The following is a 25885-nucleotide window of genomic DNA, read 5'->3' as shown; positions in this document are numbered from 1 at the left end:
CGACCTGGTCCCACCGCGGGACTGGCCATTTCGCGTGATTGACCGGACGACTCGCGTGCTCCGAGGGACGACACACGTGACGAGATGGACGACACGAGCGCGGCCGGGCCACACAGGGAGATGTCCCTCTGGACACGCGCGTCGTCCCTCTGGACACGCGTGTCGTCCCGCCAGTCACACGTAACCGCTCTAGCCCGAATCGCCACTCACGACCCACTGGCCCGAAGCGTACATATAGGCATCAGACATTCAGCCTTTGCAGGCCAGTCCAGGTTCACGCCGCTGAAGGCGACACCCGAGCGTCGGACCCGCGACCAGGGCACGTTTCTTCACCCCTCAACAGGAGGGCAGGAATTCCGGTGGCCGGCGTGCGCGGGCGGCCTGCTCGAACGCGTACGCCAGCGCCAGTATCGTCGGCTCGCTGTACCGGCCCGCCATGATCGACAGGCCGACCGGCAGCGGGCCGACGAATCCCATGGGGACGGTGATGTTCGCGTAGCCGGACACCGCGGCGGGCGCGGACGAACCGAACCGGTAGTCGTCGCCCCGGCCGAGCGTGGTCTTCCAGGCCGGGGCGTTCGTCGGTGCCACGATCGCGTCCAGGCGGTGTGCGCGGAGCGTGTCGTCCAGCCCGCGTCGCGCCGCCCCGGTCGCTTCCGCGCGCATGCTCAAATACGCCGGTTCGGTCAGGTCACCGCTCGTCGCCTGCGCCTCCTCGAACAGCTCTTGCCCGAAGAACCCCATCTCGACGTCCGCGTTGGCCTTGTTGAACTCGATCAGGCCTGCCAGGTCCGCCGGGTGTTCGCCGGGGGTCGCCGCCAGGTACTCGTTGATGCCGTGCTTGAACTCGTGCAGCATCGACGGCAACTCGGTGCGGCCCACCACGTCCAGTCCGGGGATCGTCACCTCGACCGTCGTCGCTCCCGAGGACTCCAGCAGGTCCACGGCGCGCGCGAACTCCGCCAGGGTTTCCGGGCTGGTACCTCCGGTGGGATCCCAGAGGCCGATCCGCTTGCCGTGCAACGCCGCAGGATCCAAGAAGCGCAGATAGTCCGGCCGGGCAGGACTGTCCGAGGTGGACGGGTCGCCGCTGTCGGGGCCGTTGAGGACGGCCAGCAGGATGGCCGCGTCGGTCACGGTGCGGGCCATGGGGCCCGCGGTGTCCTGCACCACCGAGATCGGCACCACGCCGCTCCGGCTCACCAGGCCGATACTCGGTTTGACGCCGACGACCCCGTTCGCGCCCGCCGCGGTGACGATCGAGCCGTTCGTCTCCGTGCCGACCGCGACCGTGGCCAGGTTCGCGGCGATCGCCGCGGCGGAGCCGCTCGACGAGCCGCAGGTGTTGCGGTCGAGCACGTAGGGATTGCCGGCCTGCCCGCCGATCGCGCTCCAGCCGCTCGACGACCGCCGGTCACGGAAGTTCGCCCACTCCGACAGGTTCGTCTTCCCGAGGATCACCGCCCCGGCCGCGCGGAGCCGTTCGACCAGATGGGCGTCGGCGGCCGGACGCGACCCGGCCAGCGCGAACGAGCCCGCCGTGGTCCGCTGCCGGTCCGCGGTGTCGATGTTGTCCTTGAGCAGCACCGGGATCCCGTCCAGGATACCGAGCATCCGGCGGGCTCTGCGCCGGTCGTCGCTCTCCGCCGCGAGTCGCGGCGCGTCCGGGTTGGTCGTGATGACCGCGTGCAACCGGGGGTCGAGCAGGCGGATGCGGTCCAGGTAGAACCCGGTCAGCTCCGCCGAGGTCAGCGGACCGGAGTCCATCGCGCGCTGCAGCTCCGGGATCGTCGCCCGTTCGAGGTCGATCCCGGCGACCGTGGGACGGCCCGACACCAGCGTCACGCCTCCTCCGTCGCCTTCATCAGCGTGGTGAGCAACTCGGCCAGCTTCGCCACGTGCGGCGGGCGCAGCACGCCCATGTGGTCGCCGCCGACCCGGTGGACCTTGAGCCCGCCGGGAGCCAGCTTGACCCAGCGATCCTGGTACTGCGCGTAGCTCTGCCCGAAGTTGGTCTCGTGCAGGCCGTCGGCCAGTTCGTCGCCCACCAGCAGGTTGGTCCGGCCGGCGTACGGGCGCTGGCGGAAACCGAGCATCGCCTGGGTCAGCTCCCGCCACACCCGGATCCGGCGCGGCCAGAACGGGTCCCCGGGGATCGGTGGTTCCTTGGTGCCCTCGTCGATGATGTAGTCGAGCACTTCCGCGAACTGGCGGTGGATCTCGGCGAGCTCGTCGGGATCCGTCGTGTTGTTCAACTGGTCGAGGAGGTCCTCGCCACGGGCGAACATGGCGGTCTCCTCCCACATGTTCTCCCGCTTGTAGAAGTCCTGCGCCGGGTCGAGCAACATCAGCGTGAGCCGGTCGCCGTCGCGGTGCATGATGCGGGCCATCTCACCGGTCACCAGCCCGCCGCCGCACCAGCCGAGCAGGTGGTAGGGCCCCTCCGGATGCACCGCGCGGATCTGGTCCACGAAGAGCGCGGCCACGCTCGCGATGCTCTGCGGCGAGGGCGTGTCGCGGTGCAGGCCGGGCCACTCGAGCGCGGCCACCGGCCGATCGGCGCTGATGTGCTCGGCCAGCCGGATGTACCAAAGACCGCCACCGGGGTACATGCAGAACAACGGCGGTTTCGAACCGGTGCGGCGCAGCCACACGACGGCGTCACGCGCCCAGGTCGCGGCGGATTCCATCGCCGCCGCCTCGGTCGGCCGGAAGCCGCCCTTGCTGGCCGGGTCGACGGCCTCGGCCAGATCGATCACCGTGCGGTGCTCGTAGAAGTCGCGCAACTCCACCGGCAGGCCGTGTTCTTCGCGGAGTTCGACCAGCACCCGGATGATCAGCAGTGAGTGCAGGCCCAGGTCACTGAACGGGACGTCCACGCCCACCTGGTCGATGGCGAGGCCCTTGGCCAGCGCGGTGGCGATGATCTTCTCCACCGCCGTGCGCGGGGCCATCGCGGTCCGGGCGGTGGCCGTCGGCTCGGGCAGGGCCTTGGTGTCGAGTTTGCCGCTGGGGGTGGTGGGCAGTTCGGGCAGCACCACCCACGCGGACGGGATCAGGTATTCGGGCACGGCACCGGCCAGCCGTCCGGGCAACTCGGCCGGGTCCAGTCCTTCGTGTGCCGGGACCAGGTAGGCGACCAGTTCTTGGTCTCCACGGGCGGTCCGGCGGGCGCGCACGGCCACGTCGCGCAATTCGGCGTGCGCTCGCAGGACCGACTCCACCTCGCCCAGTTCGACCCGGTAGCCGCGGATCTTGACCTGGTCGTCCACCCGGCCCGCGAACTCCAGCACGCCGTCGTCCCGGTACCGGGCGAGGTCGCCGGTGCGGTACAGGCGCCGGCCGACGGCGTACGGATCGGGCACGAACCGGTCCGCGGTGAGGTCGGGACGGCCGCGGTAACCACGGGCCAGCTGCGCGCCGCCGATGTACAGCTCGCCGAGCACGCCGATCGGGACCGGCTCGAGGTCAGCGTCCAGTACGCGCAGCACGGTGTTGGCACCCGGACGGCCGATCGGGACCGGCCCCGCCTCGAGGTCACCGGCCGCGCTCACGTGGGAAGCGCAGCCCACGGTGGCCTCGGTCGGCCCGTATTCGTTGTCCACCACCGTGTCCGGGGCGTGCCGGGTCCACGCGGCGAGCATGTCCCTGGTCAGCTCCTCGCCGCCCACGACGAGCCGGGCGGCCGCGCCGGGGAGTGCTTCGGCGGGCAGCATCTGGCTGAGTGCCGCCAGATGCGACGGGGTGAGCTTGACGAGACCGAATCCGCCCTCGCCCAGCGCCGCGACCAGCGCCTCGATGGCCGGGGTGCCGTCGTCGGGGGTGAGGGTGACCGGCCTGCCGGACAGCAGCGCGGAGAACAGGGACGTGACCGGCAGGTCGAACGCCATCGACGAGTACAACGGGGAACCCCCGGCGACGGCGGACTCGGCGCGCCAGCACAGGTAGTTGACCAGGTTGCGGTGCTCGACCATGACGCCCTTCGGCTTGCCCGTCGAGCCGGACGTGTAGATGACGTACGCGAGCGCCTCCGGCGTCGCGGTCCGGCCGAGGTCTCCGTCCGGGCGGGTGGCGATGGCCGGATCCCCGACGAGGACCGTCGTGGTGCCGGGCACCCGGTCGGCGAGGGCGGACTCGGTGACCACCGTGGTCGCGCCGGCCTCGGTGAGCACCGTGGCCAGCCGTTGCGCCGGATGACTCGGATCGAGTGGCAGGTAGGCCGCACCGGATTTGAGGACCGCGAGCAGCGCGGTCACCAGCTCGGGGCCGCGGCGCAGGAGCACGCCGAGCACCGTCTCCGGACCCGCGCCTTGCTCGCGCAGGTGATGGGCCAGCCTGTTCGCGCGGGCGTCGAGGTCCGCGTAGGTGACCGTGGTCCCGTCCGCACACCGCAGCGCGATCGCGTCCGGGGTGCGGGCGGCCTGGCGTTCGAACAGTTCGTGCGCACACGCGTCCGGGTACTCGGCGACCGGACCGTCCGCGAACGACAGCAGCCGTTCGGTCTCGGCCGGGGCGAGCGCGGCACCGCGGACGTCACCTTCCGGGTCGGCGGCCATGGCTTCGAGCACCCGCCGGTACATCGCGGCGAGCGCGGGCCCGTGGACCGGGGCGATCCGGTCGGCCTGTGCCCTGAAATGCAGGACACCGGGGAAGCTCCACACGTCCACGCCGAACCCGTTGTAGCTCTCGTCCACGATCTTCGCCGTCTCCACCCGGTCGGTGTCGAAGACGTGGAAGTCCAGGTAGGCGAACGAGATGTCGACCAGCGGCCGTCCCCCGCCCCAGCGCCGCTGCAACTCCCCGATCGGGAAGCGCCGGTGCGGCCAGACGGCCACCTCTTCGGCGAACACCTGCCGGACGAGCCCGGTCCAGTTCGTCGCGGTCAGGTCGACGCACACCGGCAGCGGGTTGAGGTGCATGCCCCTCGCCAGCTCACCGCCCGGTTCTTCGAGCCTGCCGTTGTGCACCAGTCCGGTGTGGAACCGGTTCGACCCGCTGATCGTGCTCAGCACCTTGAGGTGCGCGGCGAACAACACGGTCTTCAGCGAAGCACCCGCCACCGCGGCCAAGGCGCGCAACCTCGGTTCCAGGTCGGCATACCGCACGCTGATCTGGTGCGGAAGGCCGTCCGGGCTCGGTGCCGACGCCCAGCCGGGCGGCAGGCTGACCGGGTCGTAGCGATCCAGCCGGTCGCGCCAGAACTCCTGGTCCACAGTGGACTCGAGGGAGCGCTTCTCGTGGGCGATGAAGTCTGCGAAGCGCACCGGCGCCTGCTCGGGGAAGGTCGGAGTGCGCCCATCCCGAAGACTGCGGTACGTGTCCAGCAGCTCTTCGAGCAGCGAGTGGTGGCTCCAGCCGTCGAGAACCGCGTGACACTCGATGAACGACAGCGTCCACCGGCTTTCCGCCGTCTGGTGCACGTGGAAGCGCACCAACGGCGCCTTCGTGACATCGAGCGGCTTGCGGCGGGTGTCGGCGACGAACTCCCCCAGCACCTCGTCGGCCCGCGGCCCGGGAGTCCCGCGCAGGTCGTCGTAACCGACCTCCATCGGCGCACTGCGGTGCACCAGCTGCATGGGCTCCCGGTAGGTGGTCAGGTCGAAGGCGGTGCGCAGGATCTCGTGCCGCCGCACCAGAAGCACCGCCGCTTCCCGCAGCGCGGGCAGCGAGAACGGGGCGTCGTCGACGATCGGGAACAGCGTGATGTTGTGGTAGAGGCTGACGTCCTTGTCCGCCACCATCTCGTAGACCATCGCGGTCTGGCCCATGGACATCGGATAGGCGTCGGCGAGGTCGTCCGGCAACGCCTTCCGGTCGGCCTCGCCGACCAGTTCGAACGGGGCGACCCGGCGGTCCTCGACCGGCCCGGCCGCCGTCCCGGCGAACCGGGTCAGGCTCTCGACCGTCTGATGCAGCAACAGATCCTGCACGGTCACCGGGAGTCCTCGTTTGCGCAGCACCCCCACCACCTGGATGGCCCGGATGGAGTCACCGCCCAGCGCGAAGAAGTTGTCGTGCACCCCGACCGATCCGACACCGAGCGCCGTGCCCCACACCTCGGCCATGGCCCGCTCGCCCGGGTCGCGGGGAGCGACCGAACCGGCGGGTGTCGCGTGGCCCGCGACCGGCTCGGGCAAGGCGGTCCGGTCGATCTTCCCGTTGGCCGTCACCGGGAACCGGTCCAGCGGCACGAACGCCGCGGGCACCATGTACGTGGGCAGGAGCCTGCTGAGGTGGTCACGCAGGTCCGCCGCGTCCAGCCGGTGGCCGGCGACAGGCACGGCATAGGCGACGAGGCGGTGCTCCCACTCCCCCGGCCGCCGGTGCGCGAGCACCACGGCACGGGCCACCGCGGCGTGGGCGGCGAGGGCGGCCTCGATCTCGCCCGGCTCGATCCGGTGGCCGCGGATCTTGACCTGCTCGTCGGCCCGGCCCGCGAACTCCAGATCACCGTCGAGGGTGCGGCGGGCGAGGTCGCCGGTGCGGTACATGCGGGCGCCGGGACGCGGCGAGTACGGATCGGGGCCGAACCGGTCCGCGGTCAGTTCCGGGCGGCCGAGGTACCCGAGGGCGAGCCCCGGCCCGGACACGTAGAGCTCGCCGGGCACGCCGACCGGCACCGGATCGAGGTTGCCGTCGAGCAGGTAGACGCGCAGGTCGGGCAGCGGCCTGCCGAGGGGGCTGCGCGGGCCCTCGGTGGTGTCCTCGGCACGCAGCCTGCGGTAGGTCACGTGCACGGTCGTCTCGGTGATCCCGTACATGTTGACCACGGCGGGCCGTTCGTCGCCGAAGCGGGCGAACCACGGCGCGACGTCGGCGACGTCGACGGCCTCGCCGCCCAGCACCACGAAACGCAGCGCGAGCGACTCGGGCGGGGTCTCCGCCTCGGCGACCGCGTCGATCAGCCGCCGGAACGCCGACGGGGTCTGGTTCAGCACGGTGACGCCCTCGGCGATCAGCAGGTCGAGGAAGTCCCACGGGGAACGGGAAACCGTGAACGGCACGACGACGACGCGCCCGCCGTGCAGCAGCGCGCCCCACAGCTCCCAGACCGAGAAGTCGAAGGCGTAGGAGTGGAACAGGGTCCAGACGTCGTCCGGGCCGAACGCGAAGTCGGCCGCGCTGGCCCGCAGCAGCCGCAGCACGTTCGCGTGCGTGACCGGGACACCCTTCGGCCGCCCGGTGGACCCGGACGTGTAGATCACGTACGCCACGTCGCCAGGTCCCGCCAAGTACGCCGGGTCGGTCTCCGGCCACTCGGAACCGGGCTGGTCGAGCAGGACCGCGGTGACCGGCTCGCCCGCCAGCCACCCGGCGAGCTCACCCGTGCTGACCACCGTGCCGACCTCGGCGTCGGCTCGCATCATGGTCAGCCGCTCGGCGGGCTGGGCGGGATCGAGCGGCACGTAACCCGCGCCGGACTTGAGCACGCCCAGCAGGGCCACCACGAGATCGAGTCCCCGGTCGAGGCAGACGCCGACCAGCTGTCCCGGTGCCGCGCCGTGCGAGCGGAGCCGATGGGCGAGCCGGTTGGCCCGCGCGTCGAGCTCGGCATAGGTCAGGTGCTCGCCGTCGAAGGACACGGCGAGCGCGTCCGGTGTGCGGGCGAGCTGTGCCGCGAAGACCTCGGGCAGGCTCTCCTCGGCGGGGAAGGTCAGGTCCGGGCCGTTCCCGGCCGCCAGCAAACGTTCGCGTTCCTCACCCGCCAGCATGGCGAGCCCGCCGAGCCTGCCGTTCGGTTCGGCGGCGATGCTTTCCAGCAACTGGACGAAATGGCCGGACATCCGGTGCGCGGTGGCGGCGTCGAACAGGGCCGTGGCGTAGCCCAGCTGCCCGGTGATGGAACCGTCCTGGCGGGTGGCGAGGGTGAGGTCCAGATCGTATTTCGCCACGTCCCAGCCCGGGGACTCCACCTCGGCGCCGAGGCCGGCCAGGCGGCGCGGCCCGTCGTCGTCGCCGAGCTGGAACACCACCTGGAACAGCGGGGTCCGGGACGGGTCACGCTCCCCCGCGAGTTCGTCGACCACGAGATCGAAGGGGGTGTCCTGGTGGGTGTAGGCGTCCAGCGCGGTCGCCCGCACCCGGGTCAGCAGGTCCACAAAGGACTGTTCGGCGGACAGCCCGGCGCGCTGCGCGATCATGTTGACGAACATGCCGAGCAGACCCTCGGTCCGGTCCTCCTCACGCCCGGCGACCGGGCTGCCCACGACCACGTCGGTCTGCCCGGAGTAGCGGCCGAGCAACACCTGGAAGGCCGCCAGCAGCACCATGTACGGCGTCGCGCCGTGCTCCCGGCCGAGCCGGGTCAGGCTCTCGGCCAGCGGCCCGGGCACGACGACCGGCACGGTCGCGCCCGCGCTGTCGCGGACCGGTCCGCGGGGCCGATCCGTCGGGAGCTCGAGCGGGGCGACCCCGTCGAGTTGCTTGCGCCAGTACTCGACCTTCTCGGTGAGACGACCACCGGTGAGCCGGTCCCGCTGCCACACGGCGAAGTCCCCGTACTGCACCGGGAGCGGCCCGAGCGGAGACGGAAGGCCCGCGGCGAACGCCGCGTACACGTTGTCCAATTCGGACAGAAGAATGTTCTCGGACCACCCGTCCGACGCGATGTGGTGCACGGAAAGAAGGAGCACGTGGTCCACATCGGACAGACGGACCAGCAGAGCCCGTAGCGGCCACTCTTCGGCCAGGTCGAGCGGGCGAGCGCCCGCTTCGGCCAGCACATCGTCGAGGGACTCCGGCCGGTCGGCGAGGTCGAGCCGTTCGAAGGGCACCGGCCCCGGCTCGTCGATCACCTGCACGGGCTCGCCGCCGGAACCACCTTCCGGGTACCGGGTGCGCAGCACCTCGTGCCTGGCGACGATCTCGTCCAGGGCCCGGCGCAGCGCGGGTACGTCCACCTCACCGCGCAGCCGCAGCCGCACCGGCATCAGGTAGTCGGCGCCGCCGGGCCGGGTCTGGTCGAGCAACCACAACCCGCGCTGCGCGAACGAAAGCGGCAGCGGCCGGTCCCGGGGCACCGGGGTGATCCCGCCGGAAGCCTCGACGTTGCCGATACCTCGCAGCCGTCGCCGCAGCAGTTCGGCACGGGAGTTGCCTCGGGTGTCCATGGTCCGCCTTCCTGTCCTGCCACCAAAGACCGGGAGCCAGGGATGATCGGTCGAGGATGCCCGGCGGCCGTGAGCGGGCGTCAGGGTGAAGGTGGTGCCCGTTCACGCAGCGCGCCGGGTGCCGGAGTGCCGATCCTTCTCTGTGCGCGAGTGCCCGTGCCCACGAGCATCGGGGACCATGAGTCCCCCCGTGCCCCCGCTGTATCGAAACCGTGACTTCGTTCTGCTGTGGGCCGGATCGGCGGTGTCGATCCTGGGCTCGAACGTGTCCAATGTGGCGTACCCGCTGTTGGTGCTCGCGCTGACCGGCTCGGCCACCGACGCCGGTCTCGCCGGATTCGTCTCGCTGCTGCCGCAACTGCTGTTCCAGCTGCCCGCGGGCGCGCTGGTCGACCGCTTCGACCGCAAGCGCATGATGATCTACTGCGATATCCTGTGCGCGCTGGTGCTGAGCACCCTGGTGGCGGCCCTGCTGTTCGGGCGGCTGACCCTGCCGCACATCCTCGTGGTCGGCTTCCTCGAAGGCACCTTCGCGGTGTGCTACCGATTGGCCGCCGCGGCGGCCGTGCCCAACGTGGTCGACGCGTCGCAGCTCCCCCTGGCGCTGGCGCGCAACGAGGCCCGCCGCCGGGGCGCCGCCATGCTGGGCAAACCCCTCGGCGGGATCCTGTTCGGCTTCGGCCGCGCGGTGCCGTTCGTGTTCGACATCGTCAGCTACGCGATCTCGGTGCTGACACTCGGCTTGATCCGCAAGGACTTCCAGGTCCAGCGGGACACCGCGAGCCGCCGCCCGCGCGCCGCGGAGTTCACCGAGGGCGCCGTCTGGCTGTGGCGGCAGCCGTTCCTCCGGGCGACCACGCTCCTGATCGCCGGCAGCAACCTGTTGTTCCAGGGACTGTTCCTGACCGTGATCGTGTCCGCGAACAACCACGGCGCCTCTCCGGCGACCGTCGGTTTCATGCTCGGCATCATCGCGGTCGGCGGGGTGCTCGGCTCACTGGTCGCTCCCGCGGCGGCGAGACGGCTGTCTCTGAAGACGGTCGTCATCGGGGCGAACTGGGTCTGGCTCCTGCTGGTCCCGCTGCTGGCCGTGGTGGACGAGCCGCTCCTGCTCGGCGCGGTGTTCGGCGCGATGGCCTTCGTCGGTCCACTGTGGAACGTGGGGACCTCGGCCTACCAGCTCGCGGTCACCCCGGACCACCTCCAGGGCCGGGTCCTCGCCGCCGCGGGCATGATCGCCTTCGGGGCCGTCCCGCTCGGGTCGCTGATCGGCGGTTTCCTGCTGGGCTGGGTCGGCGCCACCACGACGGTGTGGCTGTTCACGCTGTGGATGGCCGCGCTGGCCCTGGCGACCGTGATCAGCCCCTCGGTCCGGTCGGCACCGGACCTGGCGGAACTCGAAGCGCCCGCCCCGGCGAAGTGAAGTGACGGGCCGCGCGGGTAGGGCGTGGAGAGGGTTGGTCATGAGTGGCGATTCGGGTTCTATTGAGGGGTAAGTCAAATGTGGCATGACCGAGCCGTCTGCGGCGAAGGACCCCTTCGCTGGCTTCAAGATTAAGAGGTGGCCTTCGTGACGTGGCCCTGGACCGGCCTGCGGGCACCAGTCGCTCCCTGAGTGTCCACAAGGGACACTTCTGGCGACAGAATGTCCGATTGATGGTTAGATATGCGGTTTTCGATGGGGTCATGAGTGACAAAGAGGGTTATTGAGGGGAAGGTCAAAAGTGGCGTGTTCGAGCGGGGTGGGCGTTCACGCGTGTTCGGGCGGCGTTCACGTGTGATCAGAGACGGATCACGTGTGCTTGGAGCCGGATCTCGTGTGATCGGGCGACGTTCACGGAGTTCGGCGTCTGATCACGCGTGATCCGGCTCCGATCACGCGAGTCACGCCTTCGCTCACCTTGGGTTCAGCCACAACGCCCCCGTGAAGGCCGCACCAGCCTCCCGGGACGTCGCGAAAGCCACTTTCGCGACATCAGACGTCCCGAAAGTGGCTTTCGCGACACGGCCGTAGGCATCACGGACAGCCGGGCGCCGGGCCCTACCCCTCGACCAGGACCCGCGTCAGCCCTTCCAGCGGAACCTCGCCGAAGTGGGTCGAGACCCACGCGTCGTTGTAGATCGTGTCGAGGTATCGCTCACCGCGGTCGGGCAGGACGATCGCGCAGGTGGCGCCGGGCGGCACCCGGTCGCGCAGGCTGTCCACCGCCGCGACCACCGCACCGGACGAACCGCCCGCGAGGATCGCTTCCCGCGCGGCGAGCCGGCGGCAGCCGCGGACGCTGTCCACGTCGGCGACGTGCACGACCAGGTCGGCCAGGTCGTCCGCGTGGTGACCGGGGCGGACGGCGGCGCCGTGTCCCGGGATCAGCCGGGGCCCTGGCGAGTCGGCGAAGATGGCACTGCCCGCGGCGTCCACGGCCACGATCGTCACCGGCAGGTCGTTGGCCCGGGCGTACTCGGCGCAGCCGCGCAACGTCCCGCAGGAACTGGTGGCGCAGAACAGGAAGTCCAGTCCGCCCGGCACCTGTTCGACGATCTCGCGCATGGTGGTGTGGTGCGCCAGCGGGTTCCCCGGGTTGGAGTACTGGTCCGGCCAGTAGGCGTGCTCGAGGCATTCGGTCAGTTCCCGGATGCGGCGGATGCGGACCGGCAGGTAGTCACCGGTGATCGGATCGGCCTCTTCGATCATCTCGACCTCGGCGCCCAGCGCCCGCATGATCGCGAGATTCTGCTTGCTGGTCCGGGGATCCACCACGCAGATGAAGCGGATCCCGAAGTACCGGCACACCTGGGCCATCCCGATGCCCAGGTTGCCCGAGCTGGACTCGACCACCACCGAGCGCCCCGGGACGAGCCGTCCGGCCCGGACCTCACCGGCCAGCATGGACAGCGCCGCTCGGTCTTTGCTGCTCCCGCCGGGGTTGTGGCCTTCCAGTTTGGCGAACAGCCGGAACCCCGCCGACGGGTAGAGCTTGGTCAGTTCGACCAGCGGTGTCGCGCCGATCGTGGACAGCACGCCCGCCGGTCCGTCTTCAGTCAGGTCCATGGATTTGGCCGGCTCAGCCGGCTGTCGGGTCCAGTTGCCGACGCAGGCTCAGTGGCCGCATGTCGGTCCACACCTCGCCGATGTGGGCGAGGCACTCTTCACGACCGCCCCGCGTGCCCTCGGCGTTCCAGCCTGCCGGCAGTTCCCTGTCGGCCAGCCAGATCGAGTACTGCTCCTCGTCGTTGACGACGACCAGGTACGCACGCTGGTCGGTCTGCTCCTCGGGCATGGGTGTCTCCTGGAAGTCACTGTCGCGCCCGGTTGTCGGGTCGGCGGCAGGTCGAGCCTGCCCGCGAGGGCGCGTACGGCTGCAGAGAAGAACACGCAGAACCTCAGGCACGCCGGTGCGCCCCGCGCTACCCGTCATTCTCTTCTGGGCACCCGGAACCACCGGACACGATGTCGGGCATGACCGCTGGACCGTCCATTTCCGCGACAAACGAGTCTTCCGGGCAGGAGCGAGCCCTGCCCTGCGTGGTGACTCCCGGCCAGGGTGAGGCCAAGGGCGCCGCCTCCCTCGAGGCGCACCGCCCCCTGATCCGGAACCGGCTGCTCGAACACGGCGCCGTGCTGCTGCGCGGGTTCGGCATCGACGACGTGGACGGGTTCGACGCCACCGTCCGCACGCTGGCGGGCCCGCCGCTGACCTACCACGAGCGGTCCTCTCCCCGCAGCACGATCAAGGGGCAGGTGTACACCTCGACGGACTATCCGGAAGCCGAGGAGATCTTCCTGCACAACGAGAACTCCTATCAGGCCGCCTGGCCGCTGAGCCTGTTCTTCTACTGCGTTTCCCCGCCGACCACCCTCGGCGCCACGCCGCTCGCCGACACCCGGCGGGTCCTCGCGTCGATCGACCCCGAGGTGCGGGCGGAGTTCGAGGCGCGCGGCTGGATGGTGGTGCGCAACTTCACCGAGTCGTTCGGCCTGCCGTGGCAGCAGACGTTCAACACCACCGACCGCGAACAGGTCACGGCCTACTGCGCGAAGAACGGTGTCGAGACCGAATGGCTCGACGGGAACGGGCTGCGCACCAGGGCCCGGCGCCGGGCCGTGCACGAGCATCCGGTCACGGGTGAGGCCGTCTGGTTCAACCACCTCACGTTCTTCCACGTCACGACACTGGCCGAGGACGTCTGCATGGGGCTGCGCGCCATGCTCGCCGAGGAAGACCTGCCGACCAACACCTACTACGGCGACGGCGGCACCATTCCCGACGAGGTCGTCGCGCACCTGCGGGACCGCTATCGCGCCGCGTCCCGGCGTTTCGACTGGCAGCGCGGTGACGTGCTGATGGTCGACAACATGCTTTCCTCGCACGGCCGGGAACCGTTCACCGGTCCCAGGAAGATCGCCGTGGCCATGGCCGAGCCGTCGACCGGCGAAAACGGTCAGTAGTACCGGACACGAAAGGCTGGCCATGGTGGAAAGCGGTGGCGTCCACCCGCTGTCGTCGTCGCAGGAACAGCTGTGGTTCATCGACGAGCTGCGTGCGAACGCGGCCATCGAGCACCTGCTGTCCGCGACCCTCCGCTTGCGCGGCGTCCTCGACGTCGGGGCGCTGGCAGCGGCGCTCACGAAGATCGCGGCCAGGCACGCGGTACTGCGGTCCCGGTTCGACATGGTGGACGGGACGGCGGTGCAGATCATCACCGATCCGGCACCCGTCGAACTGTCCGGTGTGGACATCTCGGGCCTGCCGCTCGCGGACCGTGAAGCGCGCTTGCGGGAGCTCCGGCTGGGCGACCTGCGCACCCCGATCGACCTGCGCACGGAGCCTCCGTGGCGGCTCACGCTGGTCCGGTGGGCCGACGACGACGCCGTCCTGCTGATCGCCGTGCACCACATCGCCTTCGACGGCTTGTCCTGGAGTGTGCTGGCCGACGAACTCGACGCGTTCTACGGATCGGCGACACTGCCCGAACCGGCTCTCCAGCACCACGAGGCGCTGCGCCGCCGCGAGCCGGGCACCACCGATAGCGGCCTCGCGTACTGGACCGACCGGCTGTCCGGGCTCAGCCCGCTCGAACTGCCCACCGATCGCGCCCGGCCGTCGAAATGGGTGGCCGACGGCGACTGCGTCGACCTCGTCGTACCGCCGGATCTGGCGGATCGCCTGCGTGACCTGGGCCGGGCACACCGCGCGACGCCGTTCATGGTTTACCTCGCCGCCTACCAGCTCCTGCTCGCCCGCTATTCGGGACAGGACGACGTCGCGGTCGGGGTTTCGGTCTCCACCCGGCGCCGGGACGAGCTGCCGCTGATCGGCATGTTCCTCAACACGCTGGTCCTGCGCGGCGACCTGTCCGGCGAACCGTCCTTTGTGGAGTTGCTGGCGCAGGCGAGGAAGACCGCGCTCGAGGCGTACGCGCATCAGGACGTACCGTTCGACCAGGTCATCACCCATCTGGAGCCGGAACGGGACCCGTCGCGGAACCCGGTGTTCCAGGCCGGTATCGCGTGGTACGACGCCCGGCGGCGGCCCTATCGGCTGCCCGGGCTCGACGTCACGCTCTGCCCGCCTCTGTGGGCCAGCTCGGCTTTCGACCTGTCGCTGCACTTGGCCCAGTTCGCCGACGGCTCGGTGCACGGCCAGCTCATCCACCCGACGAGCCTGTTCGACCGGGCCCGGGTCGAGCGGATGGCCGCCAACTACGTGCGGCTGCTCGAAGAGATCACCGCCTCGCCGGAGGATCCGGTGCACGCGCTCGAACTGGTCGGCGAGTCCGAACAGGACCGGCTGCGTTCCTTCGGCACGGCGACGGCGGAGGCGGCCGAGCACTCGCTGCCGGAGCTGTTCTTCGCGCAGGCCGCGCGATCCCCCGAGGCCGTGGCCATACTGTCCGATGTGGACGAACTGACCTATGGCGAGCTCGCCGCCCGCGTCGGTGCCCTCGCCGGCTATCTCCGCAGCCTCGGAGTCGGCACGGAGACCCCTGTCGGCGTCGCCATGGACCGCGGCACCGACCTGGCCGTCGCGCTGCTGGCGATCCTCACCGCCGGTGCCACCTACGTCCCGCTGCCGCCGGACCATCCGGCCGAACGCCTCCGCCAGGTCGTCGCCGACACCGGCATCGCCCTGGTGCTGTCACATTCCACAGTGGACGTCCACCTGCCGGAGTCCCTCACGCGGATCGACCTGGACGCGCACCGGGACGCCATCGCGCCCTGCTCTCTCGACGATCGCCCGGCCATCCACGGCGCGCAGATCGCCTACGTCGTGCACACCTCGGGATCCACGGGCAGGCCCAAGGGTGTCGCCGTCACACACGACGGAATCCGCAACCGGGTCCTGTGGTCGGTTCGCAACCAGCTCACGGCCACCGATCGTGTCCTGCAGAAGACCACGATCGGGTTCGACGCCTCGATGTGGGAGCTGCTGACCCCGTTCGTCGCCGGGGCCACCCTGGTCATGGCGCCGCCCGGCGCCCACCGGGACCCCGCCGCGATGGCCGGGGCGATCACCCGCCACGGCGCCACGGTCCTGCAACTCGTCCCGTCGATCCTGCGTCTGCTGCTCGACGAGCCCGGATTCGCCGAATGCACCTCGCTGCGCCTGGTCTGTTCGGCGGGCGAGGCGCTGCCGGTGTCGCTGTGCCGCCGGTTGACCGAGCTGCTCGACGTGGAGGTCGACAACACCTACGGCCCCACCGAATGCGCCATCGACGTGACCGCGGGGCGCTACCGGCCCGACGAGCGGGCAGGGACAGTGCCCATCGGCACACCGCTGTCCAACACGCGGGTGTTCGTCGTGGACGACGCGGACCGGCTCGTGCCGATCGGTGTCCCGGGCGAGCTGTGCGTCAGCGGTGTCGGCCTCGCCCGGGGCTACGCCGATCGTCCCGGCCAGACCGCCCGGCAGTTCACCCCGCATCCGTACCCCTCGGTTCCGGGCGAACGCTGGTACCGCACCGGCGATCTGGCCCGCTGGCGCGAAGACGGCACCCTGGAGTACGCGGGCCGTGTCGACCACCAGGTCAAGATCAACGGCGTGCGGATCGAACCCGCCGAGATCGAAGCCGTCCTGTGCACGCATCCGGACATCACGGCCGCCGCCGTCATCCCCCACCGGTCACCGGCCGGAGACACCACTCTCGTCGCCTATGCGGTGTCCACCAACGGAACCACGCCGGCGGACCTGAGCGAGCATCTGGCCACCCGGCTGCCGTCGCCCATGATCCCACCGGCCATCCACCTCCTCGGCGCGCTCCCCTTGGGCCCCAACGGCAAGCTGGACCGTGCCGCGCTCCCCGCGCCGGACGGCGCGGAGTCCACATCGGACGATCACACGGCGCCGAGGACCCCGTCCGAGGAATTCGTCGCCGCCGCGATGGCCGAGTTGCTCGGTGTCGAGCGCGTCGACGTCCGCGCCGATTTCTTCGCCCTCGGCGGGCACTCGCTGCTGGCCATCCGGCTCGTGCTGAAGCTCCGGCGTGAGTTCGGTGGCGAGCTGACGGTCGGCGAACTGTTCGACGACCGGACCGTCGAGCGCCTCGCCGCCCGGCTCGACGCGAACACCACGGGCACCGCCGTCGCGGCGATCCGGCCGGTCCCCCGGGACGGCGACGGCCTGCCGTTGTCGTTCGCCCAGCAGCGGATGTGGTTCCTCGACCAGCTCGACCCGGGCAGCGTCGAGTACCTCATCCCGTTGGCGCTGCGGCTTTCCGGCCCGCTTTCCGTCGAAGCGTTCCAGCGCGCGCTGGACCGGCTGGCCGAGCGGCACGAGGTACTGCGCACCCGCTACGTCGGCCAGGGCGGCGAGCCCGTGCAGATCGTCGACCCGCCGGGGCCGGTGGCGTTCCGCCTCGTCGACCTGACCGGCAGGCCCGAAGAGGCCCGCGAGCTGCTGGACCAGGTGTCCGGCAGGCCGTTCGACCTCGAGCGCGAGCATCCGTTGCGGGTCACCGTGGTCCGGGTGGCCGCGGACGAGCACCTCGTCGCGCTGACCCTGCACCACATCGCCTTCGACGCGTGGTCGATGGACATCCTGTTCCGCGACCTGAACGCCGCCCACGGCGGGCCGCTGCCCATCCAGTACGCGGACTTCGCCGCCTGGCAACGATCCGCACAGTCCACTCAGGACATGGCCGGTCAGCTCCGGTACTGGCTGGACCGGCTGGCCGGGCTCACCCCGGTCGAGCTGACCACCGACCGCCCGCGCCCGGCACAGCGTGATCCGCGCGGGGACACGGTGGTGGTCACCGTCCCGGTGCCGGTGGCCAAGGCGGTGACCGAACTGGCCGCCCGGCAGGGCGCCACTCCGTTCATGACCCTGCTGGCCGCGTTCCAGGTGCTGCTCGGCCGCTACACCGGCCGCACCGACGTCTCGGTCGGCACCCCGGTCGCGGGCCGGACGCGACAGGAAACCGAAGAACTGCTGGGCTTCTTCACCAACACGTTGGTCCTCCGGGCCGATCTGGCCGGTGAGCCGACCTTCACCGCACTGCTCGACCAGGTGCGCCGCGGCTGCACCGACGCGTTCGCTCACCAGGACGTGCCGTTCGAGCACCTCGTCGACGCGCTGCAGCCGGATCGGGACCTCTCCAGGAACCCGTTGTTCCAGATCATGTTCGAGCTGGAGCACCTGGAGAACCGGCCGGACACCCTGTGCGGCACCGCCGTGCAGCGGATCCCCTCCGGCACTCCGGTGGCCAAGTTCGACCTCATCGTGTCCGTCCAGCAGCGGGACGGCGGCGAGCTGCGCTGTGTCTTCGAGTACGCGACCAGCCTGTTCGACCGGACGACCGTCGAGCGGATGGCCGGGCACTACCTGCACCTGCTGGCGAGCATCGGTACCGCTCCGGACCGGAGGCTGGCCGAGCTGGACGTCCTCGGTGACGAAGAGCGCAGGCGGCTGCTGAGCGACTGGCCCGACCCGGAGCGCGATCGGCTGGCGACGCTCGATCCCGCGGAAGAGCACCCGATGTGCCTGCCCGAGCTGGTCGAGCGACAGGCGGCGCTGCGTCCCGACGCGATCGCCGTCGTCTCCGGCACGCGGCAGCTGACCTACGCCGAACTGAACGCACGGGCCAACCGGTTCGCGCGGCTGTTGCGGACGCGCGGGGCCGGGCCGGAGACCGTCGTCGGCGTGTGCCTGGAACGATCACTCGACGCCGTGGTGGTCCTGCTGGGCGTGCTCAAATCCGGCGGGGTGTACGCCCCGTTCGACCCGCGGCATCCCGCGGAACGGCTGGACTTCATGCTGACCGACGCCGGTGCCCGGGTCGTGGTGACCACTCCGGAGTTCGCCGGCCGGTTCGGCGACCGCGAAGTGGTGGCCGTCGACGGGGAGCCGGCGGACTGGCCCGCCGAAGACGACAACCTGATGCCCCGGCCGGACCCGCGTTCGCTGGCGTACATCATCTACACCTCCGGTTCGACCGGGCGGCCCAAGGGCGTCTTGATCGAGCACCGGTCCTACGCCCACCACTGCCGGGTGATCGCGGACGCCTACACCATCGGCTCCGACGACCGCGTCGTCCTGCTGTCCGCGCTGACCTTCGACGTGGCCATGGACCAGATCGGCGCCACACTGCTCACCGGCGCGACGATCGTGGTGAGCGACCCGGAGTCCTGGACCCCGGCCGAGCTTCCGGCCCGGCTGGCCGAGTACGGCGTGACGATCATCGACACCGCGCCCGCTTACTACCGCGAGGCGATGCGCTACGGCCCGGAGCTGCTGGCGGGACTGCGGTTGATGAACGTCGGCGCCGACGTGGTCACGGTCGACGACGCGCAGCAGTGGGCGGCGACCGGACACCCGGGGCGGTTCCTGTGCAGCTACGGGCCGACCGAGGCGACCATCTGTTCCCTGCTGTACCCGGTGTCCGGTGACCTCGACGGGCAGCAGGGCGGTGCCGCGATGCCGATCGGACGGCCGGTCGCGGGCACCCGCGCCTACATCGTGGACGCCGATCTCCGCCCGGTGCCGACCGGCGTGCCCGGGGAACTCTGCCTCGGCGGCGTGCGGCTGGCCCGCGGGTATCACCACCGCGCCGCTCTCACCGCCGAACGGTTCGTCCCGGACCCGTTCGGCCCGCCGGGGGCACGGCTGTACCGCACCGGGGACCTGGTCCGGTATCGCCGGGACGGGGCGATCGAGTTCCTCGGGCGGATCGACCACCAGGTCAAGATCCGCGGGTTGCGCGTCGAACTAGGCGAGATCGAGGCGGCCCTGCTGCGGCATCCGGACGTGGACGCGGCCGTGGTGGTCACCACGGCGGGCCCGGCGGGTGATCCGCTGCTGGCCGCCTACGTCGCCGGCGAGCCCACCGCCGCGGCGTTGCGCGAACACCTGCGTGCGCTGCTGCCGGAGTACATGGTCCCGGCGCGCTGGGCGATCCTCGCCGCCCTGCCGATGACGGCGAGCGGGAAGGTCGATCGAAAGGCCTTGCCCTCGGCGGAACCGGTCGCGTCCGGAGCCGGACCGGCCGAGGCGCCCCGTGATCCGGCGGAGCAGCTCATCGCCGACATCTGGCGCGAGGTGCTCGGGGTGGACCGGGTCGGCGTGACGGACGATTTCTTCGCGCTGGGCGGGCATTCCCTGCTGGCGACCCGGGTACTGGCCCAGCTGCGGCGCGCGTTCGCCGTGGAGCTTCCGCTGCGCCGCCTGTTCGAGGCCACCACGGTCGCCGAGCTGGCGCAAGCGGTGACGCGGGCGGTCGAGGACGAGATCACCGGGCTGTCCGACGCCGAGGTGGAACAACTCCTGGCCAGCGAGGCGACATGAGTTTCGTCGACGACGTCTGCGCACATTCTCCTGAGGCGGTCGCGATCCGCACCCCGGACGGTCAGCTGACCTACGGGGAGCTGACCGACCGGATCCAGCGGCTCGCCCAAGTACTGGCGGGCGACGGGCTGGGACCGGAGCAGGTCTGCGCCATCGCCGTCGAGCACGGTGTGGAAGCCGTGATCGCGATGGCCGCCGTGGCGCGGGCGGGCGGCGCGTTCCTCGCCCTCGACGCAGACCTGCCCTCCGCTCGTCTCGACGCGATGTGCCGCACCGGCGGCGCGCGCATGCTGGTGACGACGACCGCGCTCGCCAAGCGGCTCACGCTGCCCATCACGGGTCCGGTCATCGCGATCGACCAGACCGTGCCGCCCGCCGAGGCGGTGCGCTTGCCCGAAGTCACGCCACGCACGCTCGCCTACGTCAGCCACACGTCCGGGTCGACCGGCGCGCCCAACGCCGTACTGGTCGAACACGGCGGGCTGCGGTCGTACCTGCGCGCGATCGGCGCGGACAACGGTTTGGGTCCGCGGACGGTCACCTTGCAGGTGGCCCCGATCGGTTACGACGCCTCGATCCGCGACGTGTTCGCGCCGCTCGTCGCCGGTGGCTGCGTTGTCCTCGTCCCCCGTGCGAAACTGCTGCGACCGGACGAGTTCGCGGACACCGTGCGTACCTTCGGCGTCACCACGCTGCTCAGCGTGACCCCGTCGTTCCTCGGTTTCCTGGCCGGGCACGAGGCCGCCACGGCGGCGCTGCGGACGGTCGAACTGATCGTCTCGAGCGGGGAGTCGCTGTTGCCGTTCCTCGTTTCCGGTGGCCGGGGTCTGCTGCCGGGACGGCTGGTCAACCAGTACGGCCCGACCGAATGCACCATGACCTCGACCCGGTACCCCGTGCCCGGCGACCCGGTGACGGCGGCCGACCTGATCGGCACGCCGATCGACGGGGTTTCGGTGTGGCTGCTCGGCCCTGATCACCGTCCCGTCCCCGACGGGGCCACCGGTGAGGTCCACATCGGCGGCGTCGGCGTCGCCCGCGGCTATGGCGGGCGGCCCGGCCTGACCGCCGAACGGTTCGTCCCGGACCCGTTCGGCCCACCGGGGGCGCGGCTGTACCGCACCGGCGACCTCGCGCGCCGTCACGCCGACGGCAACCTCGTGTACCTGGGCCGGGCCGACCGGCAGCTCAAGATCCGTGGCTACCGCGTGGATCCGGCCGAGATCGAAGGCGCGCTGCTGTCCCATCCCGCCGTGACCGGCGCCGTCCTCACCGCGGACAAGGACGAACGCGGCAGGGTCGGTCTCACCGCACATGTCGTGGGCGAACTGGACGGCGTGCCGGACACCGCGCTGCGCGCGCACCTGGCCGGATCACTGCCGCCGTACATGATGCCGCGCCGCTTCGTCCGCATCGCCAGCCTGCCGACCACGCACAGCGGCAAGACCGACCGGAAAGTGCTGACCCTCACCCAGGAGAACGGACCGCGATGACCACCACCCACGACCTGCCCGAGCTGATCGTGTCGCTGTACCGCGATTCCCTGGGCGACAACACCTTGGACGCCGACAGCGACTTCTTCGAGTCGAACGGGGACTCGCTGGCCGCCTTCCAGATCACCGCGGGCCTGCAGGACGCGCTCGGCATCGAGGTCTCGGTCGCCCTGGTCTTCGCGTACCCGTCGCCGACGGACCTGGCGGCCGTGATCGCCTCGGACCAGGCATAGGAGCCGCGTCACGGCCCTGAAGATCTGGGTACCCTCGAATCGACAGCGTCTTTCACCGCCAGGAGAGGCAGCATGCCGGAAGACGATTCGATCCCAGCCCGCCAGGCCGCCGTCGACCTCGTCACCCGCCGCTCCGGCGCCGACCACCGGGACACGCTGAAAGCCCGGAACCTGCTCGGTTTCGCCCTGCACCGCGCCGGCAGACTGGAGGAGGCCGAACGGGAACTGCGCGCCGCGAACGACGACTGCACCCGCGTTCTCGGCCCGGCTGACGCGGAAACCCTGTTCGGCCAAAGCCTGCTGGCCTATCTTCTGCTCGATTCCGGCGACGTACGCGAGGCGACGCAACGGCAACGCGCGCTGGTCGAGGCCACGGCCACCGTTCTCGGTGAGCGCGACCCGGTCACCCTCGGCCGCCGCGTGAACCACGGTGTCCTGCTCTACCACCTCGGTCAACTGGACGTCGCCGAACGAGAACAGCGCACCACCCTGGAGCTCTGCGACGAAGTCCTCGGAGCCCGGCACCCGATCACCTCGAGCTGTCGCCGCAGCCTGCAGACGATCCAGGGGCATTGAGTCCACAGTGGACAAACCCGTGAGTAACACGTCACCGGTGACAACCGACTGTGGGGCGTGACCCGACCAACCCGTTCTCCCGCCACCGCGGTCCTCCCTATCAGCGCGGCCTTCATCGTGCTCGTCGTGCTGGCCTTCAGTGACGAGTTCCTGGGCGCGTTCAACGACGAGCTGAAGCTGAACCACCGGTGGGATTGGCTGCTGGTTCCGATCGACTTCGTCATCCTCTCCGCCGTGCTGCTGGCGAAGAGATTGTTCCGGTGGAGAACCGGAGGCGCCAAAAGACGATCGATCTTGATCTGGTGGCTGGTCGGCGCCCTGATGACGTTAGGGCTCGACTTCCTCACCGCGGTCCTGGTCACTCCTCGGACTTCCGCCGCCGAGATGACGCGGCTGTGGCTCGATCTGGCCGTCTCCCCCGCCTATATCGCGGCGCTGGCGATCATCCTGTCCACTACGTTGAACGCCAGTCCGACCGTGTTCCTCAGCCAGAAGGTCCGGAACGACAACCCCGACGAGTGGGTTCGCGTCCGGACGGCGATCCCTCTTCTGATCGGCACACTCTTCGCCTACCTCGCCACCACATGGTGGGAGTACCAGCTCGACGGCGACGTCGATCAAGAGTTCTTCGCACAGATGAGCCAGGTGATCGTGCTGCTCATCGTCGCCTTGGGGGTCGAGGTGGGCTTCTTCCGCGACGCGGCGACAGATCCCGGCCAACGGCCGACCGTCGTGTTCGCCGTATTCATCTTGAGCCTCGGCGAGGTGATGGCGCTCTCCGCGCTGGTCCCGCTGCCCGAGGCAGTCCCCGGATGGCACGCGTACGCGGCGTTCGTGATCGTCATCGAAGCGTCGCTCGTCGCGCTCGCAACCATGCTCTGGGTCCTGCTCGACCGCACCCCACGCCCCACCGAACCACCACCGGGCAAAGTGGTGATCATCGAGCCGCCGAAGACCACCGGCAAATCGGATCCGGTCGCGCTCGTCGGGCTCGGGTTCGGGATCGCGGTCGTCGTCGCGCTGGCGCTCGGACGTCGCAAGAAAAACTAGGCGGCTTCACTGAGTACGCTGCGATCGGGACCGGCGCCCTTCGATCTCGAGAACGCGGAGGGCGTGCGCGCTCGTGGTGATCCTGCTGCTCGCACGAAGGCGGATGATCTGGGTGACGATCACCTTCAGCACCACGAGGACCAGCCCGGTGAGCACGATGGCGATCACGCACCACATCGGCAGTATTCCGGACAGGCCCGCGATTCCGGCGGTAGAGGCGGACGGCGTGAAGCCCATGACCACCACCTTTCGGTTCGTTCGTGACCGGGTGGTCCGGTCACGAACTCCACGATGCCGGTGCGCGCCTCGCCGGTCAGCGGATCCACGCACACGATCACGACCCGCACGATGGATGGACGAGGAAAGCTGAGCCGATGGCGGATCCGGGCATCGCGGACGAACAGTTGCGAGCACTGCTGGGCACCTTGAAGACCCGCAGCAGCCTCACCTACGTGGACTTGGCCAAACTTGCGTCGTGCAGTCACGGAGCCGCGCAGAAGTACGTGACCAAACCTGGTCATGAGCGGGGCGAGAGCACGCTCAAAGCGCTGCTGACCGCCCTGGGCGCCGACGACATCGAACGCGCGGAGGCGCTTCGCCTGCTGAAGCTCACGCGACCGGATCACCGCGACCCGGCTCAAGTCACCTTCGCGTCGGCCGCGGCGGCGGCCGAGTGCACGGTCTGGGAGATGGAACGATTCACCCCGGCTGAGGCGACCGTGCACACCGCGATCGACCGCGGCGCGTACGTCCCCGGACGACATCACGCCGTGACACCGCCGCCCTATGTGCCGAGAGTCCACGACACGGCACTGCGCGCGGACATCGCCGCTGCCGCTGCCGGTGATCTCTCGGCGCTGATCGTGGTGCGCGGTGACTCCTCGACCGGGAAGACCCGATCACTCCACGAGGCCGTGCACGCCTTATGCCCCGACTGGGCAGTCGTAAGACCTCGCTCGGCGGCCGCGCTGCGCGGTCTTGCGGCCTCCGGCCTGGTGAACCGCCGGCCGTGCGTGCTGTGGCTCAACGACCTGCGGAAGTTCCTCGGCTCCGACGGCACCGGACTGTCGCTCGACGTCCTGCGCGACCTGCTCGCCGTCCGGCGGACCCGCCCGGTGGTGGCGGTCGGCTCCTTGTGGGCGGAAACCCTGCGGGACGCCATCGCGGAGGAAGACCGGCACAGCGACAACATCGACCTTCTCACCACCGACAACGAATGGGTGCGCTGGCACGACGTCCCGTCCGATCTGCTCACCTCCGAACGCGTCAGCGCCCGGGAACTCGCCACGGGCAGCCGAGACGCCCGCCTCGACGAAGCCCTCGCCGACCGCGACCGTGTCGGATTCGCGCAGACTCTCGCCGGTGCCTACGAACTGTTGCAGCGCTATACGAACGCACCCCACCGGCTGAACCGGCTCGTCCTCGACGCCGCGGCCGACTCACACCGCCTCGGCCACACCCACGCGCTGTCCGCTCCCCTGCTGCGCGATATCGCCATCGGGTGGTGGCGGGAAGAACGCGGCCGGACCAGCCCGCCCGACGGCTGGTTCGACGACGCCCTCGCCTACGCCACCAAACCCTTCCGCTCCACGCAAGGCGTCCAAGCCCTCATCCCTCTCGACGACGCCGCGGGCTACGACCTCGCCGACTATCTCGATCAGCACTTGCAACGCGTCCGGCTCAAGATCCCGCCTCCCGCCGCCTTCTGGGAGGCCTGCCTCACCCACGCTCCCGTTGCTCAGGCCCATCACCTGGGCAAACGGGCCTATCAGCGTCTTCTCTACGGTCACGCGATCGGGCTCCAGCGCCGCGCGGCGGACGACGGTGACGTGTGCGCCCTGGCCGAATGGGCGGCGATCCTGCGCGTACGGGACGATCTCGACGCCCTCACGGCCCTGTCGACCGAACGCGCGGAAGGCTGCGTGTTCCTGCAACTCGCTCGCCTGCACGCGCGGCGCCGCACTGCCGGCCCGGCGAAACGTGCCTGGCACCAAGCGGGCGCCGCCGATCGCCTCGGCCAGGCCGATGCGGTCCTCGCCGACATCGGCAAGCTGGATCCACAGTGGACGGCTCAGCAGTGGCGTGACCTGACCACGGCCGGTTCGATCCGGCCGTACCGATTGATCACGAAACTCGCCGAACTCGGACTCGTGTCCGAGGCGATCGCGGAGTGCAGAGAACTCCTCGGCCAGGATCCCGCCGCTCCCCAGCTTCTCCTTACCCTCCAGGGCAAGGCGGGAGACGACGGCGCCGGCATCCCCCCTGGCCCACCGTCAGGCGACATCAGGTCGGTCGCCGCCCGCTTGCACGCGGACGGCGATCTGACCAAGTTGCGCAGGCACAGCGAGGCACACCCGGACAAGGTCGTGCGACGGCACCTGACCGAGTTGCTCTTGACGGTCGATCGAGAGGACGAAGCGCGAGAACTGGCCGAGACGTCCCGCGCGGCCAGCCGCACCTACGCCGCGTTTCTCACCCGCCAGGCCCGATGGCGGGAACTGGGCAGGATGATCGCCGAAGGCAACAACGAGGCCAGCACGAATCTGCGCCTCCACCTCAACGGTGATCAGGAATTGGACGACACGGCACTCCTGATCAAGCACCACGGTCTCGACACGGACGGGACGATCGCGGGGTAGGCCCGT

Annotated in this window: 13 protein-coding genes; 8 read left to right on the top strand and 5 right to left on the bottom strand. The window is 70.3% G+C overall.

Translation table 11 applies throughout. The annotated features are described in order from the left end of the window. Window positions 1–336: 336 nt before the first annotated feature. Entirely contained in the window at window positions 337–1845 is a 1509-nt protein-coding gene (locus BKN51_RS08335; protein WP_101607071.1) for an amidase, read from the bottom strand. Further along, complete coding sequence (locus BKN51_RS08330) at window positions 1842–9110, bottom strand: non-ribosomal peptide synthetase (protein ID WP_101607070.1); 7269 nt, start codon at window positions 9108–9110, stop codon at window positions 1842–1844. The genes BKN51_RS08335 and BKN51_RS08330 overlap by 4 nt, the downstream gene beginning before the upstream one ends. Before the next feature lie 178 nt (window positions 9111–9288). Here BKN51_RS08330 and BKN51_RS08325 point away from each other — a divergent pair, with 178 nt between their 5' ends. Next, complete coding sequence (locus BKN51_RS08325; RefSeq protein WP_101607069.1) at window positions 9289–10533, top strand: MFS transporter; 1245 nt, start codon at window positions 9289–9291, stop codon at window positions 10531–10533. A 618-nt stretch (window positions 10534–11151) separates the two neighbouring features. Here BKN51_RS08325 and sbnA read toward each other — a convergent pair. Both sbnA and BKN51_RS08315 read right to left on the bottom strand, forming a co-directional pair. Beyond that, window positions 11152–12159: a 2,3-diaminopropionate biosynthesis protein SbnA gene (gene sbnA / locus BKN51_RS08320; protein ID WP_101607068.1), complete on the bottom strand. Its 1008-nt coding sequence runs from the start codon at window positions 12157–12159 to the stop codon at window positions 11152–11154. Between the two features lie 13 nt (window positions 12160–12172). Beyond that, a complete protein-coding gene (locus BKN51_RS08315) occupies window positions 12173–12388 on the bottom strand; it encodes an MbtH family protein (protein ID WP_101607067.1) in 216 nt (71 codons plus the stop codon). Window positions 12389–12567: 179 nt separating this feature from the next. Here BKN51_RS08315 and BKN51_RS08310 point away from each other — a divergent pair, with 179 nt between their 5' ends. From BKN51_RS08310 to BKN51_RS08285, 6 genes are all read left to right on the top strand, one after another. Then, entirely contained in the window at window positions 12568–13557 is a 990-nt protein-coding gene (locus BKN51_RS08310; RefSeq protein ID WP_233224191.1) for a TauD/TfdA family dioxygenase, read from the top strand. Between the two features lie 22 nt (window positions 13558–13579). Next, complete coding sequence (locus tag BKN51_RS08305; RefSeq protein WP_101607066.1) at window positions 13580–19888, top strand: non-ribosomal peptide synthetase; 6309 nt, start codon at window positions 13580–13582, stop codon at window positions 19886–19888. After that, on the top strand, window positions 19885–21381 hold the full coding sequence (locus BKN51_RS08300) for an amino acid adenylation domain-containing protein (RefSeq protein ID WP_101607065.1): 1497 nt from the start codon (window positions 19885–19887) through the stop codon (window positions 21379–21381). Before BKN51_RS08305 ends, BKN51_RS08300 begins: the two co-directional genes overlap by 4 nt. Beyond that, a complete protein-coding gene (locus BKN51_RS08295; RefSeq protein WP_101607064.1) occupies window positions 21378–21614 on the top strand; it encodes a phosphopantetheine-binding protein in 237 nt (78 codons plus the stop codon). Before BKN51_RS08300 ends, BKN51_RS08295 begins: the two co-directional genes overlap by 4 nt. Window positions 21615–21686: 72 nt before the next feature. Beyond that, complete coding sequence (locus BKN51_RS08290; protein WP_101607063.1) at window positions 21687–22190, top strand: tetratricopeptide repeat protein; 504 nt, start codon at window positions 21687–21689, stop codon at window positions 22188–22190. Window positions 22191–22247: 57 nt separating this feature from the next. Continuing rightward, a complete protein-coding gene (locus BKN51_RS08285; RefSeq protein ID WP_101607062.1) occupies window positions 22248–23240 on the top strand; it encodes a hypothetical protein in 993 nt (330 codons plus the stop codon). A 6-nt stretch (window positions 23241–23246) separates the two neighbouring features. Here the strand turns inward: BKN51_RS08285 and BKN51_RS08280 are convergent, their stop codons facing one another. Further along, complete coding sequence (locus tag BKN51_RS08280) at window positions 23247–23477, bottom strand: hypothetical protein (protein WP_101607061.1); 231 nt, start codon at window positions 23475–23477, stop codon at window positions 23247–23249. 137 nt (window positions 23478–23614) lie between these two features. Here BKN51_RS08280 and BKN51_RS08275 point away from each other — a divergent pair, with 137 nt between their 5' ends. After that, window positions 23615–25879 (top strand): helix-turn-helix domain-containing protein, encoded by a 2265-nt coding sequence (locus BKN51_RS08275; protein ID WP_101607060.1) that lies wholly within the window; start codon window positions 23615–23617, stop codon window positions 25877–25879. The last annotated feature ends 6 nt before the right edge of the window (window positions 25880–25885 follow it).

It is taken from the genome of Amycolatopsis sp. BJA-103, assembly GCF_002849735.1.
Taxonomy (GTDB): Bacteria; Actinomycetota; Actinomycetes; order Mycobacteriales; family Pseudonocardiaceae; genus Amycolatopsis.
The sequence above is the reverse complement of the archived record's forward strand: the minus strand, read 5'-3'. Positions and strand labels throughout refer to the sequence as shown.

Excerpts from the sequence above, each read along its gene's own strand:
- BKN51_RS08330 (WP_101607070.1), bottom strand. The coding sequence starts at position 9,110 with ATGGACACCCGAGGCAACTCCCGTGCCGAACTGCTGCGGCGACGGCTG.
- BKN51_RS08325 (WP_101607069.1), top strand. The coding sequence starts at position 9,289 with ATGAGTCCCCCCGTGCCCCCGCTGTATCGAAACCGTGACTTCGTTCTG.
- sbnA (WP_101607068.1), bottom strand. The coding sequence starts at position 12,159 with ATGGACCTGACTGAAGACGGACCGGCGGGCGTGCTGTCCACGATCGGC.
- BKN51_RS08315 (WP_101607067.1), bottom strand. The coding sequence starts at position 12,388 with ATGCCCGAGGAGCAGACCGACCAGCGTGCGTACCTGGTCGTCGTCAAC.
- BKN51_RS08310 (WP_233224191.1), top strand. The coding sequence starts at position 12,568 with ATGACCGCTGGACCGTCCATTTCCGCGACAAACGAGTCTTCCGGGCAG.
- BKN51_RS08305 (WP_101607066.1), top strand. The coding sequence starts at position 13,580 with ATGGTGGAAAGCGGTGGCGTCCACCCGCTGTCGTCGTCGCAGGAACAG.
- BKN51_RS08300 (WP_101607065.1), top strand. The coding sequence starts at position 19,885 with ATGAGTTTCGTCGACGACGTCTGCGCACATTCTCCTGAGGCGGTCGCG.
- BKN51_RS08295 (WP_101607064.1), top strand. The coding sequence starts at position 21,378 with ATGACCACCACCCACGACCTGCCCGAGCTGATCGTGTCGCTGTACCGC.
- BKN51_RS08290 (WP_101607063.1), top strand. The coding sequence starts at position 21,687 with ATGCCGGAAGACGATTCGATCCCAGCCCGCCAGGCCGCCGTCGACCTC.
- BKN51_RS08280 (WP_101607061.1), bottom strand. The coding sequence starts at position 23,477 with ATGGGCTTCACGCCGTCCGCCTCTACCGCCGGAATCGCGGGCCTGTCC.
- BKN51_RS08275 (WP_101607060.1), top strand. The coding sequence starts at position 23,615 with ATGGCGGATCCGGGCATCGCGGACGAACAGTTGCGAGCACTGCTGGGC.